The sequence below is a fragment of the Lacinutrix sp. C3R15 genome (assembly GCF_018860825.1).
In the GTDB taxonomy this organism is placed as follows: domain Bacteria; phylum Bacteroidota; class Bacteroidia; order Flavobacteriales; family Flavobacteriaceae; genus Oceanihabitans.
Window position 1 is genome coordinate 112,232 of sequence record NZ_JAHKPZ010000034.1, and the last position, 17,991, is coordinate 130,222.

14 protein-coding genes are annotated in these 17,991 nt (G+C 31.3%); all 14 read right to left on the bottom strand.

Features of this window, described 5'->3' with window-relative positions; genetic code table 11:
* Positions 1-20: 20 nt before the first annotated feature.
* Positions 21-1,991, bottom strand: a complete 1,971-nt coding sequence (locus tag KO494_RS12670; RefSeq protein WP_215967985.1) for an AAA family ATPase — start codon at positions 1,989-1,991, stop codon at positions 21-23.
* A gap of 461 nt (positions 1,992-2,452) precedes the next feature.
* A complete protein-coding gene (locus KO494_RS12675; RefSeq protein WP_215967986.1) occupies positions 2,453-3,187 on the bottom strand; it encodes an acyl-CoA desaturase in 735 nt (244 codons plus the stop codon).
* Positions 3,188-3,329: 142 nt separating this feature from the next.
* The gene (locus tag KO494_RS12680; RefSeq protein WP_215968240.1) at positions 3,330-3,899 is read right to left on the bottom strand and encodes a Crp/Fnr family transcriptional regulator; all 570 of its coding nucleotides are present in this window, start codon (positions 3,897-3,899) and stop codon (positions 3,330-3,332) included.
* Positions 3,900-4,168: 269 nt separating this feature from the next.
* Positions 4,169-6,076 carry an acetate--CoA ligase gene (acs, locus tag KO494_RS12685; RefSeq protein WP_215967987.1) on the bottom strand — a complete coding sequence of 636 codons (1,908 nt, stop codon included), beginning with the start codon at positions 6,074-6,076 and terminating at the stop codon, positions 4,169-4,171.
* Between the two features lie 168 nt (positions 6,077-6,244).
* A complete protein-coding gene (locus KO494_RS12690) occupies positions 6,245-8,143 on the bottom strand; it encodes an acetate--CoA ligase (RefSeq protein ID WP_215967988.1) in 1,899 nt (632 codons plus the stop codon).
* Between the two features lie 293 nt (positions 8,144-8,436).
* Entirely contained in the window at positions 8,437-8,802 is a 366-nt protein-coding gene (locus KO494_RS12695) for a response regulator transcription factor (protein WP_215967989.1), read from the bottom strand.
* Between the two features lie 16 nt (positions 8,803-8,818).
* Entirely contained in the window at positions 8,819-11,509 is a 2,691-nt protein-coding gene (locus KO494_RS12700) for a sensor histidine kinase (protein ID WP_215967990.1), read from the bottom strand.
* A complete protein-coding gene (locus tag KO494_RS12705; protein WP_215967991.1) occupies positions 11,502-11,696 on the bottom strand; it encodes a hypothetical protein in 195 nt (64 codons plus the stop codon). The genes KO494_RS12700 and KO494_RS12705 overlap by 8 nt, the downstream gene beginning before the upstream one ends.
* A gap of 214 nt (positions 11,697-11,910) precedes the next feature.
* Complete coding sequence (locus KO494_RS12710) at positions 11,911-13,677, bottom strand: sodium:solute symporter family protein (RefSeq protein WP_215967992.1); 1,767 nt, start codon at positions 13,675-13,677, stop codon at positions 11,911-11,913.
* Positions 13,678-13,805: 128 nt separating this feature from the next.
* Positions 13,806-14,066, bottom strand: coding sequence for a DUF4212 domain-containing protein (locus KO494_RS12715; protein ID WP_215967993.1), 261 nt, complete (start codon positions 14,064-14,066; stop codon positions 13,806-13,808).
* Positions 14,067-14,078: 12 nt separating this feature from the next.
* Positions 14,079-15,326, bottom strand: coding sequence for a hypothetical protein (locus tag KO494_RS12720; RefSeq protein WP_215967994.1), 1,248 nt, complete (start codon positions 15,324-15,326; stop codon positions 14,079-14,081).
* Positions 15,327-15,434: 108 nt separating this feature from the next.
* Positions 15,435-15,854 carry a helix-turn-helix domain-containing protein gene (locus KO494_RS12725; RefSeq protein ID WP_215967995.1) on the bottom strand — a complete coding sequence of 140 codons (420 nt, stop codon included), beginning with the start codon at positions 15,852-15,854 and terminating at the stop codon, positions 15,435-15,437.
* A gap of 164 nt (positions 15,855-16,018) precedes the next feature.
* The gene (locus tag KO494_RS12730; protein WP_215967996.1) at positions 16,019-16,372 is read right to left on the bottom strand and encodes a DUF779 domain-containing protein; all 354 of its coding nucleotides are present in this window, start codon (positions 16,370-16,372) and stop codon (positions 16,019-16,021) included.
* Positions 16,373-16,440: 68 nt separating this feature from the next.
* Positions 16,441-17,940 (bottom strand): aldehyde dehydrogenase family protein, encoded by a 1,500-nt coding sequence (locus KO494_RS12735; protein WP_215967997.1) that lies wholly within the window; start codon positions 17,938-17,940, stop codon positions 16,441-16,443.
* Between the last annotated feature and the right edge of the window lie 51 nt (positions 17,941-17,991).

The window sequence follows — 17,991 nt, forward strand, 5'->3', positions numbered from 1 at the left end:
ACGGTGTTGCCAGTAGTTTTTTATTTTGTGTAAAATTTCTCTATTTTCTCAATCCATTTTGGTTTGTGTTCAATATTTAATTCACAATAATTTTTGCAAATTAATTTTTTATTAGAATCGATAAAATCAACTATTTTATCTTTGATTCGATTTGGTTTTTTTCCTTCTTCAATTTTAGTTGGGTAAATTATAGAGTTATCTCCCTTTATATAACTATTTTTTGCTTCTTCATCAAATCCGAAATTTAAAAATTCCATTTTAATTTCCTCATTTTCACTTTCGTTTATTGTTTTCTTTAAAGCTAGATAAAAAGCTTTGGGAATCATTGATTCCTCTATTTCAGTTGGATATTTTATGTCTGTCTCCAACTTATGTAAAGTTATTTCTTGACTTTCTTCTACTTGAAGTCTTCTTATTTTAAGTAGATTTCCATTTAATTCAGTTGGAATATCTTGAGTACCTACACCTTGTATATCTGTGTCAATTAAGCAAAACACTCTACCTAATAATTCTTTTTTTTCTGCCTTATGAGAAATAGGTGTATATAGGTAATTATACAATAGTTTTACTACTCCACATCCACCAACAGGAAGATATTTAATATTAATATTTGGGTCAATATGCTTGTTAATATAATTTTTATCTTCTTCACTCTCAACAATCATCCAGTTATTTTCTTTATTCCTTAGTGAGCTTATAATTGCTGAAGCTAAATCGAAAAAGCTTTTAAATTGAACATCATTAGGATGACTACCATTATCTTCAAAATAATTTCTAAAAGAAAATTCAGAAATATTAGGTGCGGTGGATGAGTCAGATGGACTTATATGATATAAATTTCCTTTGTCAATTATTGGTAAAGCTCCGTACCAATGAGAGGTTAAAAGCAGTTGAGTATCAAAGTTGTTAGCTAATTTTTCTAACCTGTCAAATTGTTCATAGCACATAGAGATATGTAATGAGGATTCAGGTTCATCAATTGCCAAAATAAATTTCTTATCTCTAATAGTATTTTGAGTTAAAAAAGCATAAGCAATATCAATTAATGCTTTTTTACGCTCTCCTGCAGAAAGGTTTTTTATAGGTTTTTCTCCTTTTTTCAACTTTCTTTTAGAAAAAAAAGTTTCAATCATTACATCTGTTAGATGATTCGCTGTAATTTTAGTTTTTTCTTTGAATTTTTTTTGAAAGTCGTAATCATTGTCAATTTCTTGTATAGTAGTTTCAACTTCTGATACAAAATTTTCTAAATCTGTATTGACAATATCTAAAATACTTTGACTTCGAGTTCTTCCTGCTTTTATAGGAAGCTTTTCATTTAAGGTTTTTTCAATTCTCTTTTTTACATTTTCACTCATTAAATCTTGCATTCCTTTTGATTCTAGTCGTAAGAAGTCTTGAATTGATGTTTCAACAGGAATATATTGATATGCGAAATATTTTGAGATATCAGATTTTAGAGAATTAATCAATTTATTATACTTTCTTTCGTCATTAAAATCTTCTAACTCTTGTAGTTTTTTCTTAATAGAAACATTGAAGGTGATGAATACTTCATCATTTCTTTCTGTTTGTCCCCAATTAGCTAATAAAAATAAGTAGTTATTTTCCTTATCTGATTCTAAGTTTTTTTGTTGTTTAAAAAAACTTTCATATTGTTTGTAGTTTGATGATGGACTGTAATTTATGCTAAATAAAAACTCACTTATTATTGGAATTGCTTTTTGAGAGTTTTTTGAAAATTTTCTTAATAATTCGTCTTTAGGAATGTAAAATAATGGTGCAACAAATGCTTCTGTCTTTTTTTCTGTTGTATGAAATATAAACTCTCGCTGATTGAAATACGTATCAAGAGCTTCTAATATTGAACTTTTTCCAGCTCCATTTTGTCCAATAAAAAGATTTAGATTTTCAATTTGTTTAGTTCCAAAGGGAATGTAATTAGCTCCTTTGTAAACCTTATAATGTCTGAGGAATATTCCTATTATCATATTGTGATATTTTTCTCAAATTACTGGCAACTAATTTATATAACTACAAAACCCATCGTTTAAAACCTTATAAAACCGCATAAGTGTGTATTATATGTTTCTTATCTAAAATGTTATTTTAACTAGTTTAGGGCATAATTAATTAATAGCGAGGGCAATATAAAAAAACACTTTTTTTTTAGCAAAAAAAACATAAATATTTTCTTACAAAGAAAACGTCCTTGCTTGCTATCTAGAATTAAAATTTTTGTTTGTGCTTTACAACGTTAAGATGTAATATAATAGTAACACCATAAGCTCCACAAAAACACAAAAAAAAGTCTCACAAATAAATGTAAGACTTGTAATAAATTATTATTTTTAAATTCCTCTTTCCTGCTACAAAAACAAGAGATTAAAGATTTATGGTAGTATGTATAAGTAAATTGAAGTGCTTTATAAAATAAGCCAGGTAATTAGCCTTAAGAAGTTGCTTTATTTAATTTAATAAAACGCAACTTATCTAGCACCACCATAATACAATAGGTAATATCTATTTCATGCCATTTTACACCAAAATTTGCGCGTCCGCTATGCGAATGATGGTTGTTATGGTAACCTTCTCCCATCATTAAAAAATCAAATGGTAAAAGGTTTTTAGAAGTATCACTTACCTTAAAGTTTCTGTAGCCATAAATATGTGCAAACCAGTTAATAATTACACCATGTATTGGCGCCATAAAAAAAGCAATAGGTAATAATAACCAATGCCACCAAGCAGTAGCAAATACAATAAAAAACAAGGTATATAATGCAGCCCAAACTAATCTGGATGCTCTAGAGCTTGCAAATTTATCAAAAGACTCCCATTGCGGAACGTTTTTAGTAAACTTATCTGCAACAGCAATGCGTTTTTGGTTAATGTCTTGATATATGTTTTTGGTACGCCACATCATAGAAAACACATTAGCATCGTATTTTGGAGAGTGCGGATCTTTTTCTGTGTCTGCATAGGCATGGTGCATTCTATGCATTACCCCATAACCATAAGCACTTAAATAATTAGACCCTTGAAATACCCAAGTTAAAAAAAAGCATACGCGCTCTGCCGTTTTAGACATGGTAAAGGTTTGATGAGCTGCGTAACGATGTAAAAAGAAAGTTTGAAAAAACAAACCTGTGTACCATAAAATGATAACAAATAATAATATACTCATAGTTTTTATTAAAACGCAAAGGTCTTAATAAGGCAATATAATTACAATGAACCTAGGTTAAGAAATGGTTTTTTATTTTTATAAATAATATAAAATACGTAAAGGTATTGTTTACTATATATAACAAACGTGCTAAATTACATTAAGAAATACGTTTTCTTATTCGGCTTAAAGCCTGTGCTGTAACACCAATATACGATGCTATGTATTTTAAAGGAACTTCTTTAATAAGGTTTGGTCTTTCTGTAAAAAGGTTTAAGTAACGCTCTTCTGCAGTTTCATTTAAAAGCGATTGTTCGCGTTTAGATTTTATAAGAAATAAACGTTCTGAAGATAATCTGCCAATTAAATTACCCATTGCCGTTTTTTCATATACTTCTTGCAAATCTGCATATGAAATACTCCAAATAGTCAAAGTACTTAAAGCTTCTATTTGATAAAGTGATGGTGTTCTTGTTAAAAAAGAATCATAAGCACTTATAAATTCATTTTTAAAACAAAAACCAAAGGTTATTTCTTTTTCTTTATCTTCTTTAGGTATTAAAAAACGTGCAATTCCTTTTTCTATAAAAGATATATAGTTTTCTGTTTCGCCAACATCTAACAATTTGCTCTTTTTTTTAATAACTCTCTTTTCTAATTTTGAAGAAAACAATTGCCAATCTGCATCAGAAACAGGCACTGTTTTTTCAATATACTCTCTAAAATCCATTCCTTTTTTTGTGTAAAGCAAAGAAAGGAATTTAATTTTATAGTTGTAATAATTTTGTTATAAATACAGTATTATAATACGTATTTCTGAACAAAAAATGTGTGTAAAAAAATCTCCTTCTTGTGATAAGGAAAAGAATTTATTACTGCTTTTTTTAAGAAAAAATTGGTTTGTTTTTTAAAAGTACAAACCCTCTTTCATCAAAAAAGGAAAGAGGGCAATACTTTTTTACGTTATTTATGTAATAAAACAGTAATAAAGGAGATGTATTATAATGCGTTATCAATAATATCCTGCACACATTCTGGATTTAATAAAGTACTAATATCTCCTAAATTACTTGTATCTTTTTCTGCTATTTTACGTAAAATACGACGCATAATTTTTCCGCTTCGTGTTTTTGGTAAACCTTCTGTAAACTGAATTTTATCTAGTTTAGCAATAGGACCAATTTTATCTGAAATTAATTGATTAATCTCTTTTCTTAGGTTATCCTGGTTTCTATATTCTCCAGCGTCTTTTAAAGTAATATAACCATAAAGTGCACTTCCTTTTACATCATGAGGAAAACCTACAATGGCACTTTCAGAAATTGCTTGATGCTCATTAATAGCATCTTCAATTGGTGCTGTACCTAAATTATGACCCGAAACAATAATAACATCATCTACTCTACCTGTTATTCTGTAATAGCCAACCTCATCACGTAAAGCACCATCTCCTGTAAAATATTTATTTTCAAAACTTGAAAAATAGGTGTCTTTATAGCGTTGGTGATTTCCCCAAATGGTTCTAGCAATACTTGGCCAAGGGAATTTAACACATAATCGACCTTCTACTTGATTTCCTTTTAATTCTTCGCCATTTTCATCCATTAAACAAGGCTGTATACCTATAAAAGGTAAAGTTGCATAGGTTGGTTTTGTTGGTGTTACATACGGAATTGGTGTTATCATAATACCTCCTGTTTCGGTTTGCCACCAAGAATCTATAATTGGACTTTTTCCTTTTCCTACATTGTCATTATACCAATGCCAAGCTTCTTCATTAATGGGTTCTCCTACACTACCTAAAACTTTTAGAGAAGATAAATCGTATTTTTCTACTAACTCTACTCCTTGTTTTGCTAAGGCACGAATAGCTGTTGGTGCTGTATAAAACTGATTTACTTTATGTTTTTCTACAATATTCCAAAAACGTCCAAAATCTGGATAGCTAGGTACTCCTTCAAAAAGCACTGTGGTTGCACCATTACATAATGGACCATATACAATGTAAGAATGCCCAGTAATCCATCCTATATCTGCAGTACACCAATACACATCATTTTCTCTATATTGAAAGGCATTTTTAAAGGAGTATGCAGTATACACCATATAACCAGCTGTAGTATGTACCATTCCTTTTGGTTTACCAGTAGATCCTGAAGTATATAATATAAATAACGGATCTTCGGCTTGCATTATTTCTGCTTTACATTGGTCTGAAGCAGCGTCTAATAAAGGTTGTAACCATTTATCTCTACCTTCTTTCATTTGAATATCGGAATGAATTCGTTTTGCTACTAAAACCGTATTTACACCATCACAACTCTCTAAAGCTTCATCTACAATACCTTTTAAATCGATAGTTTTGGAACCTCGATACGAACCATCTGCAGTAATTACAATTTTACAATCACTATCATTAATTCTTGTGGCTAATGCTGTTGCCGAAAAACCTGCAAAAACTACAGAGTGAATTGCTCCTATTCTAGCACAAGCTAAAACCGAAATAGCCAATTCAGGAATCATAGGCACATAAATACACACTCTGTCTCCTTTTTTTACACCTTGCTCTTTTAATACATTAGCAAATTGATTAACTCTATGGTATAATTGTCTATACGTAATATGCTCTGCTCCTTCATTTGGGTCATTAGGCTCAAATAAGATTGCTGTTTTATCACCACGAGTGGCTAAATGTCTGTCTATACAGTTTTCGGTAATATTTAATTGCGCTCCTTCAAACCATTTTACTTCTGGTTTAGAAAAATCCCATTCTAAAACATTATCCCATTTTTTTCGCCATAAAAAATGCTCTTCGGCTATTTCTTCCCAGAAATTCTCAGGATTCCTAACGGATTTTCTATAGACTTGGTAGTACTCTTCTAGGTGTTTTATGTGATAATTACTCATAATTTGATTGTTTAAGGTTTTTATTAAATAGGTCTAGACTGTGCTTGACCTTACATTAATTATATTTTACATTAATTCTTTAGATTTCAATACCAGTTGCTTCTACTTATAAAATTACCAATTGCAATGATGGTTTATTGTTATTTTTAAAAGCAGGATAGCAAGCACTTAGTTATGAATTCCAATTTTATGGGTTTGATAAACGGTTTTAATTTCTTCTATTATTGATACATCATCAATAGTAGAAGGTATATTATATTGTTGTTCATCTGCAATGTTTCGTAATAATTTACGAAGAATTTTTCCGCTTCGCGTTTTGGGTAATCTGTTAACCACTAACACATCTCTAAAAGATGCTACAGCACCAATTTCTTTACGTACATCTTGAATAATTTCTTTTTGAATGGTTTGTTGTTTTCCTGGAGTTTCATTAGATTTTAAAACGACTAAACCCAATGGTTTTTGTCCTTTAAGTTCGCAATGCACTCCAAAAACAGCACATTCTGCAACATCACTATGTGAGGCTACAATTTCTTCCATTTCTGCTGTAGATAAACGGTGTCCTGCAACATTAATAATATCATCAACACGACCAGTAATAAACACATAATTGTCTTCGTCTTTATAGCCACCATCTCCCGAAAAATAATATCCCGGAAAACGATCTAAGTATCCAGACTTAAAACGTTCTGGATTTCCCCAAAGGTTACTTAATGTTCCTGGTGGTAATGGTAGTTTTACAGCAACATAACCTTCTACACTTGACTCTACTTGCTCACCATCTTCATCTAAAATTTGAATATCATAACCACAAACAGGAGAACCTGCAGAACCTGGTCTTATTTCTTGTAAATCTACACCAACCATATTGGCTAACATAGGCCAACCACTTTCGGTTTGCCACCAATGGTCTATTACAGGAATACCTAACTGCTCTTCTGCCCAGGTTAATGTTGCTACATCACAACGCTCACCAGCCAAAAACTGATATTTTAAACACGATAAATCATATCTTTTAATAAATTCACCTTCAGGATCTTCTTTTTTTATGGCTCTAATTGCAGTTGGTGCAGTAAACATTGCTTTTACATTATGTTCACTTATTACTCGCCAAAACGTAGATGCATCTGGAGTACGAATAGGTTTTCCTTCAAATAATACGGAAGTATTTCTGTTTAATAAAGGTCCGTAAGCAATAAAGCTATGTCCTACAACCCAACCAACATCACTTGCAGCCCAAAAAGTTTCGCCTTCATTTACGCCATAGATATATTTCATTGAAAATTTTAAAGCAGTTGCATAACCTCCTGTATCTCTAATTATTCCTTTTGGTGTTCCTGTTGTTCCTGAAGTATACAGTATATAGGAAGGATGTGTCGATTTAACAGAAACAGGTGCTACAGAAGGAGATTCTGCTACTAAAGTGGTATAATTTATATCGTAGCTTTTATTAGGTATTTCTACACCTAATTGTCTATCAAAAACTACAACACGTTCTGGTTTATTTTTAGCTTTTTCAATCGCTTCATCTACAAAAGGTTTGTATGGAATAATACGTTCAATTTCTACTCCGTTAGATGCTGTAATAATTACTTTTGGTTTAGAATCATCTATACGAATAGCCAATTCATGTGGTGCAAAACCACCAAACACAACCGAGTGTATTACACCTATTCTAGCACAGGCTAACATTGCATATAATGCTTGCGGAATCATTGGCATATAAATAATACAGGTATCTCCTTTTTGTAAACCTAAACCTTGTAATCCACCAGCAAGTTTAGAAACCTCGTGGTGTAATTGATTAAAAGTTATGTGTTGTTTTGTGTTGGTTACTGGCGAATCATAAATAATAGCATTTTGAGCTCCAAAACCGTCGTTAATATGTTTGTCTATACACAAATAACTTAGATTAAGTTCTCCATCTTCAAACCATTGGTTATAATTAAAGGCATCTTTAGACAAGATGTTTTTTGGTACTTTAAACCAATCTAATTGCTTTGCTTGTTCACTCCAGAATTGTTCTGGGTGTGCAATACTTTCTTGATAAAAATTTTGATATTTCATGGCTATGCTTTTTTATAATTAAATAAGCCAAACCAATTGGGATTAAGCACTTTTAGCTTGATAAGCGCCCAAATAATAATTACAAAACAAACTCCCATGACTATAGATAGCAAAGGGCTAACGTTGGTTTTGTTTTCGAATTTAAACCTTAAAAAAAGGGTACCAATAATATAGATACTAATAATAATATCTGACATTAATGGGTTGATGCGAAATTTCATGTCTTTAAACTTTAATTAAACTTAGTTTGTTTGCACACAAAACCAATTTTAAAAAAACTTAAAAAACTATTTCTAAGCTATGAGTTCCAGTATTTCTGAAACTATTTTTTTAACTGAAAAAGGTTTGTTTAAATACTTATCTGCTCCTAGTTTTAAACCCTTTTCTATATCTGAAGCTTTATTTTTAGCAGTTAAAAATACGACTTTAGTATTTTTTAAACTATCTGTTTTTTTTATTTGTGTCAAGGTTTGGTAACCATCTACATTAGGCATCATAATATCTAACAAAACTACGTCTGGTATATGATGTTTTAAAATTTCTAAAGCTTCACTTCCATCTCTTGCAATAAACACTTCAAAATCTTGTTTTTTAAAGGTGTATTCTAACGACATGACAATATTTGGCTCGTCGTCTACAATTAAAATTTTCTTCTTCATACTTTGAGGGAACAATTTACTTAAAAGGTATGGTAAAAACAAGTATTGCTCCTTTTTTTACGCCTTTTGTAGCCCAAATTTTTCCTTGGTGTTTTTCTATTATTTGTTTGGTTATTGCTAAACCTAAACCACTACCTTCTGGTTTTCTGGTATTTTGGTGTTTAGACTGGTAAAATTTATCGAAAATATAATCAAAATCTTCTTCAGGAATTCCTTTACCATTATCTGTTACAGAGATTTCAATTCTTTCATTTCCTAATTTATAATCTACTATAATCTTTCCTTTTTTGCTTTCACAAAACTTAATCGCATTAGACAATAAGTTGGTTAATACCTGAAGAATTCTATCTTCATCATAATTAGTTTTAAAACTATGTGTATTTTTATTTATAATTTGCACTTCTTTTTTGGCTGCAATTTGCGCAATACTACTAATTGCTTTTACAATGGTTTTTTGAATATCGTGGTATTCTAAGTCTAAATTTAAACGTCCTGTTTCTAGTTTTTCAAAATCTAGAATATTATGAATTAATCTTCCTAAACGATCAGAATCTTGAAGAATGTTTTTTAAAAACTGTGCCTTTATTTCTTTTGGCATATCATCTTCTTCATCCATCAATAACTCTGTTGCTGCACGAATACCTGTAATTGGCGTTTTAAGTTCATGAGCTACTGTATCTAAAAATTCATCTTTTTGTTTGTCTTTACTTATTAATTCTTCATTGGCCTCTTTAAGTTTAGACGAAAGTTGAGTAAGCTCATTCGATTTTTCTAGCAGCACCTTATTACTAACAATATTCTCTTTAGATTCTTCTAAAATTTTTAAAACTTCTACTAAACTAACACGCTCTTCTTTTACCACACTAGCAATAAGTATTTTAGCAGAAGCTGAGCCTATACTACCTGTTAACAGCTTTTCAGAAAAATTAATTAAACGCGCATCTGCTAACTGTGTGTCTTTTGGTAGTTTATATTTTGTGAAGAAAATACCCAAAGCTCGTGTTGCTCTTTTTTCTCCTAAAAAACGAATCAATACATTTTTAATATCTGCAACATAAGCCTCTCCTTTCCACACCAAAGCACTATCTTGAAGTGTTGTAAAATTCTTACTATCTACAAACATTTCGGCATAATTACGTTCTCTATAATTTCCTTTTGCCAGTAAGGAAACCACCATATAGGTCATTATATTAAAAGTCATACTCCAGAAAAAAGCATGTGCTGGCGGACTTAAAAAATCGATACCAAAAAGCGCATAAGGTTTTAAATTAGTAACATTAAATAAACCAAATTGAGTAAAATCATCTGTTCCTGTATATACACGTAAAGTAAAAGGTAAAATCAAGGTATAAACAGCAATACAAAAACCAACGAGAACACCTATAATAGCTGCTTTTGACGAACCACGATTCCAATACAAACCAAGAAAAAAAGAAGGTGCTAATTGCGCTATAATAACAAAAGATATTAATCCTATAGAATATAACGACAACTCTTTAGAAAACAACACATAAAAGAAATACGCAGTAATTATAATAGTAAAAATAGAAATACGACGTATGTTTTTTATGTACTTAGAATTGCGTTCGGGTTGGTTTTTTATGAATTTATCAAGAAAACCATAAGGTATAATTAAGTTATTACTTACCATAGTAGACAAGGCTAATGTAGAAACAATAACCATAGAGATAACTGCTGAAAAGCCACCTAAAAACACCAATGTTGCTAAAAAAGAATTATTGTTTTCTAATGGCAATAACAAAGAATAGTATTCGGCATTTTTAGTGCTACCAAAGGTGAGTTTACCTGCCCAAGCAATAAAAATAACAAACAAATTAAACAGTAATAAGTATAACGGAAACAACCAAATGGCTTTTTTTAAATGCTTTTCTCTATTATTTTCTAATACCGAAACTTGAAATTGTCTTGGCAATAAAAAAACAGCCATAAAGGATAAAGAAATTAAAAACAACCAATTAAGTCCGTCTTCTACTCCGTTTAGCGTAGTGAGTTGTTTAAAATTTTGAGATATAGAAATTTGATCATAAATATCTGTTGTACCATCAAACAAATAATAAGTTACATACACACCAATAATTAAAAAGAATACTAATTTTAAAACAGACTCAAAAGCTACAGTGGCAATGATTCCTTTGTGTTTTTCTGAAGCATCTGTATTTTGCGTACCAAAAAAAGTAGCAAAAACAGCTAACAACAAGGCTACATAAAATGTAGAATCGTCTATTACTGCTGTAGAAATATAACTGGTATCATCAGACATGATTTCAAAAGTTTCAGAAACTGCTTTTAGCTGTAAAGAAATGTATGGTAACGTACCAAAAAGACAAACAATAGTTACTAATGCTCCTAAAAACCTATTGTTTCCGTAACGAAGGGAAATAAAATCTGCTATAGATGAAATTTTATGTTGTTTAGAAATTCTAATAATTTTTCTGAGTACTACAATCCATAAAGGCACAGCAATTACAGGACCTAAATAAATAGGCAAAAAGTTAATACCTGAATTTGCAGCTATACCAACACTACCATAATAGGTCCATGCAGAACAATATACTGCTAAAGACAAGGTGTACACATACGGATTATTTACCCATTTGCTTTGTCGTTTTTTTTCAGCAAGAAAAGCAATGTAAAATAGCACTGCCAAATAAATTACAATAATGGAGATTAAAGCGTAATTATTCATAATGACGTTTTAATACGATATAAGAAATTATAATAGATACCAGCCAAACAGAAAATATAGAAAAATAGAGCGTTGGTATACCAAAAATAGCGCCTTCCAAATTAAAAATTAGAATAAATGGTATATTAAAAATTAAAAATAAAGCGATAGATAATACCACAAGTTTTTGTTCGTGACGTTTTTTCATTTGCTTGGTTTTGCTCCTTTAATTAATTTAATAAAGTTAAATATTGCTTTCCCTTCAAAAAAAAAGAAGAGTGCTTTTACACCCATTACTTAATAGAGAAGTAAAACAATAATATTTTACTAATATAAGAAATCAGCACTACAAAATAGTAATGCTGATTTGCTAACTAAGTAAACTAAAATTAAGAGACTATAAAATGTTGACAAACAATTTTTTAATGCTCTGAAGCTTCACCTGCTCCTGAAGGTATTCTTATACTTTCTACCATATCTTGCACATTTTGAGGTGGTGCTGGAGTCATTCTTGAAACAACAACCGAAATCACAATATTTACACACATTGCTACAGTACCAAATCCTTCTGGAGAAGTACCAAACCACCAATCTGCACTTGTACCACCACCAAACATGTTGAGTTTAAATTTCATCATATAAAACAGCATTAATACGATACCTACTACCATTCCTGAGATAGCACCTTGACTGTTCATACGCTTATCAAAAATTCCTAAAATAATAGCAGGAAAAAAAGATGCTGCTGCAAGACCAAAGGCCAATGCGACGACTGCTGCTACAAATCCTGGTGGATTAATACCAAAATAACCTGCAATTAAGATGGCAACAAAAATGGAAATTCTTGCTGCTGTTAACTCTCCTTTATCCGAAATATTTGGTTTTAATTGTTTTTTAATTAAATCATGAGAAATAGAAGTTGAAATTACCAATAACAATCCAGCTGCTGTAGACAATGCTGCTGCTAAACCACCAGCTGCGACTAATGCAATCACCCAATTAGGAAGATTTGCAATTTCCGGATTTGCCAATACCATAATATCTCTATCTACATACAATTCATTTTCTGCAGCACTAGCATTAGTAATCATACGCTCTCCATGAGCTCCTCTTGCATCTGTATAATCTGGTTTTTTACTAGATAAAGCGGCTCCTGCTACGTATTGAATTTTACCGTCACCATTTTTATCTGCCCAAGCAATTAAACCTGTGTTTTCCCAGTTTTTAAACCATTCTGGAATTTCTGTATATTCTTTATTACTTACTGTTTCAATTAAGTTTGTTCTAGAAAATACTGCAATTGCTGGTGCTGTAGTATATAAAATAGCAATTAAAAATAATGCGTATCCAGCAGATTTACGTGCATCTTTTACTTTAGGCACTGTAAAGAAACGCACAATTACGTGAGGTAATCCTGCTGTTCCTGTCATTAAAGCTAAAGTAATTGCAAAAACATCCCAAGTAGATTTTGTTCCGCTAGTATATTCGTTAAAACCGAGTTCTGTATGTAGTTTATCTAATTTATCTAATAAAAACTCACCACCTTCAAGGGTACCTCCCATTCCTATTTGCGGTATAATATTTCCTGTCATTTGCATAGAGATAAAAAACGCAGGAACCATAAAGGCAAAGATTAACACACAGTATTGTGCTACTTGCGTATATGTAATTCCTTTCATACCACCTAATAATGCAAAAGTTAGCACTACAGTCATTCCTATAATTACCCCTAAATTAATATCTACTTGTAAGAATTGCGAAAACACAATACCTACACCACGCATTTGGCCTGCAACGTAGGTAAAGGATACAATTAAAGCACAAATTACGGCAACTGTTCTAGCAGTATTAGAGTAATATCTATCTCCAATAAAATCTGGTACAGTAAATTTACCAAACTTACGCAAATAAGGTGCTAGTAGTAATGCCAGAAGCACGTATCCGCCTGTCCAACCCATCAAATACACAGAACCATCATAACCTGCAAAGGATATAATTCCTGCCATACTAATAAAGGAGGCAGCACTCATCCAATCGGCTGCTGTTGCCATACCATTAGCTAAAGGAGAAACCCCTCCACCAGCAACATAAAATTCTTTAGTTGAGCCAGCTCTAGCCCAAATTGCGATTCCAAAATATAAGGCAAAAGTAATTCCTACTAATAACCAGGTCCAAGTTTGTACACTCATAATATTTTTATTTTTTTAGGTTTGAATTAAATTTTAAAATGCTATTAAAACGATTGCTCTACCAAATAATAATTTTGGAATTCACGTTTAAAAAAATTTAAAACAAACAATTAAGTTATTAGTTAAGACTACTCGTCAAAACCGTATTTTTTATCTAGTTTATTCATTAATCTTACGTAAACGAAAATGAGAATTACGAATACATAAATAGACCCTTGCTGTGCAAACCAGAAACCTAGTTTAAAGCCTCCTAGTCTAATTTCATTTAAAGCCTCTCTAAATAATATGCCGCAACCAAAGGATACTACAAACCAAATGGTAAGTAAAATGATTAAATATTTAAGGTTTTCTTTCCAGTACGCAGATGCGTGTTCTTGTTTTTCACTCATAGTTATACGTTTTTATAGATAAATCATTGCTTGCAGTGAAATAGTATTAGTATCTATAGCACCAAATTGTTGATTATTATACTCTAAAGTTAGTTTGGAATTGTGTCCATTCATAAAAGCATTTACACCAATACCTAATGTAGACCTATTGTCACTTACAGCATCATAACTATGCGTACCATAACTTACATAAGGTTGCAGTCTTGTTTTTGTGTTTTCACCATTAAAAACATAACCTACGTGACCATAAAGCATACTTCCTGTACCGTAAGCACTATACAAGTAATTTTTTCCGTAGTCACTATTTTGATAAACAGCATAGGCTGTAATAGCGCTTCCTTTTTCACCTATTGGTGCATCATAAAATGCATCAACAGCAAAAATGGAAACATCTTCTCCTTTTAACTCTGGTGTTAAAGCAGTACCTGTATCTATAACAGCTCCTTTTGGGTGTAAGAAAAAACCAGCTCCTACATTAAATACTTTTTTAGTACCTAAATAAGTTCCTACTTTATAAGGTAAAAAGTTAGATTCTTGATCTAAAAAATGATAATCAAAATATCCTGCATATGTTTTTCCTGCATCTTTAGAACCTAAAGAAGCACGACCATTATAGACAGCATCTTCTCCTGCAACAGCAGTACGCGAATCTAAAGAAGAACTAGAAGCATCATTTATTGCAACACGATATTGTAATTTGTTAAAACTACCTTTTGCAAAAATCCCTAAGTGGCGTGCAAATTGATCAGAAAGACCTATAGTAGCCCAGGATTGACGGTTGTTATCTAAAGTCATCATGTTTAGGGTACTTTGATTATTTAATCTTGAAATACCATTAAAATAATGCAAACCTCCACCAACAGTATGATTATCGGCTACATTATATTGTGCCCAAACATCGTGAAAAAAGAGTTGTGAGCCATCTCCTTTACCTGTAGGACTTAAGGTGGTACTTGTTAAACTATTTAATCCGAAATGCGTAACAATTAAGAAGTCTTTGTTAATTTGAGCAAACATTAAAACACGAGCACGACGTAAATTAAAGTTTAATTTACTGTTTTCGTTTCCGTTAGCATCAAAAGTTTCGTCTGTATTATAATTGGCTTGAACTTGGGCCCAGGAAATTAGCCGAAGATACTTAGAGCCATCTTCATTAAATTTAAACTTAAGACCTCCTGTATAGTCAGGAGATCCTTGAGCTTTAATGAATTGAAAGGACAATAAAAAGAGTCCTAGCAACAAAAGGGTTTGTTTTTTCATTGTTAAAAAAAGGTTAGTTAGTAATTAATTGGTTTTGTGTGCACTACTAATCTCTTAAAAACAATCTGTTAACAAAAAAATAATATATTTATTTGTTAATTTATTATACTAATCTTTAAAACGTTCCCATTTAATAAGCATGAATTTATCTCCTAGCTCTGTAACTACAACTCCTGCGCCTTTAATATTTTCTGCATTACTAAAATAAATTGCCAACTCTTTTGCATTTAAAATTTTATATGTTGGATGATAATTAGAATTCATTGGACGTTTAATATTATATTTTTTCACCCAATTCATGATACTAACATGCGAAATACCTAAGATGCGTTCAATTTCACGATACGTTAAGCCTTCTAAATATAATTGTAAGGATTTATTAACGTAATAGTCATCTATCTTCTTACCTATCTTATTTACTGAAAAAAAATAGTTACATTTTTTACACTTATAACGTTGCCTGTCATTTACTATTCCGCTTTTAATGTAATGATCTGACCCACAGTTTGGACATAAATCTATTTTCATATATATTAATTTAGCATAAATATAGTAATTTAGCAATATAATTAAATTGAATTTGTTAAAAATTTGATTATTAACAATAAAAAAAGCTCTAAAATCATTAATATGCATGATTTTTAGAGCTAAAATTATTAAAATAAAAATACCTTGTATTTTACTTAAGCGTATTATGCATTAAAAAAAGCTTCCTCTTCTTTAGTTAATAATCGAGAATGAATTAAAAAACGAAGTCCTAAAGGAATTTCTAAAGAAAAGCTAGCACCACGACCTTCAGTTACATCTACTGTTAAATGGGTATGTTTCCAATATTCAAATTGATCTTGGTTCATATAAAAATTCACACCATTTAATGTACCTAAAAGCACATCGCTTTCATCCAGATACATTTCTTCTTTTTCTAAAAGCATAGGTGCAGAACCATCACAACAACCACCACTTTGGTGAAAAATTAGTTCGCCATGTTTTTCTTTTAACTGTTCTAATATTTTTTTTGCTTCTTTTGTAATTGCTATTCTTTCCATAATTTAAAGGTATTAAAAAAGGCTGAATTACAATACAATTCAGCCTTTCTCGCTATTAATCTACTCTACTAAAAGAAACCTAATTTATTTTTATCATAAGAGATTAACATGTTTTTAGTTTGACGATAGTAATTAAGCATCATCACGTGGTTTTCTCTACCAAAACCTGATTTTTTGTAACCACCAAATGGTGCATGAGCAGGATAAGCGTGGTAACAGTTTACCCAAACACGACCTGCTTTTATAGCTCTTGGTATTTGATATAACTGGTGTGCATCACGTGTCCAAACTCCTGCTCCTAATCCGTACAGCGTATCGTTTGCAATTTCAATAGCTTCTGCTTCATCTTTAAACTTGGTAACACAAGCTACTGGTCCGAAAATTTCTTCTTGAAAGACTCTCATTTTATTGTGTCCTTCTAAAATTGTAGGTTTTATATAAAATCCGTTTGCTAAATCTCCAGGTAATTTATTAGCAGATCCTCCTGTTAATACTTTTGCTCCTTCGTCTTTACCAATTTTAAAATAGGATTGTATTTTTTCATATTGATCATTAGATGCTTGTGCACCAACCATAGTATTTACATCATACGGACTATCTTGAATTATAGCATTTGTTCTTTCAATAACACGCTCCATAAACGCATCATAAATATCTTCTTGCACTAAAATTCTGGAAGGACAGGTACACACCTCTCCTTGATTAAAAGCAAATAAAACAGCTCCTTCAATAGCTTTATCTAAATACGCATCATCATGATCCATTACCGAATTAAAGAAAACGTTTGGCGATTTTCCACCAAGTTCCATAGTAACAGGATTCAAGTTTTTAGAGGCATATTGCATAATTAATTGTCCTGTGGTAGTTTCACCTGTAAAGGCTACTTTATCTACTCTTGGACTGGAAGCTAAAGGTTTTCCTGCTTCAGGACCAAAACCATGTACAATATTTACCACTCCAGGAGGAAATACCTCTGCAATTTTTTCCATTAAAAAAGTAGCAGAAGAAGGTGTTTGCTCTGCTGGTTTTAAAACCACACAATTACCTGTTACTAAAGCTGGAGGCAATTTCCAAGACAACATTAATAATGGAAAGTTCCACGGAATAATTTGTCCTACCACACCTAATGGTTCTTTAATATTCATAGACAAAGTATTTTGGTCTAGTTCTGTTGCGCTTCCTTCTTCAGAGCGAATACAAGCAGCAAAATAACGCCAATGATCTGCAGCCAAAGGAACATCTGCATTTAAAGTTTCACGAATAGGTTTTCCGTTATCACAGGTTTCAATAAGTGCAAATTCTTCTAAATTAGCCTCTATTATATCTGCTACCTTATTAAGTAAAGTAGCTCTTTCTGTTGCTGAGGTATTTCCCCATGCTTCTTTTGCTGCATTTGCCGCATCTAATGCCAATTCAACATCTTCTTTTTGGGAACGCGGATATTTAGCAATAAAACTATTATCTATTGGAGAAGTATTATCAAAATACTGACCTCCTAAAGGTTCCACAAATTTTCCATTAATAAAATTGCCATATTTTTCTTTAAACTTAGGTTTTGAATAACTCATAAAAATTTTTGTTAAATTAGTAATTATACAATTTAATAATCCAAAAAATAG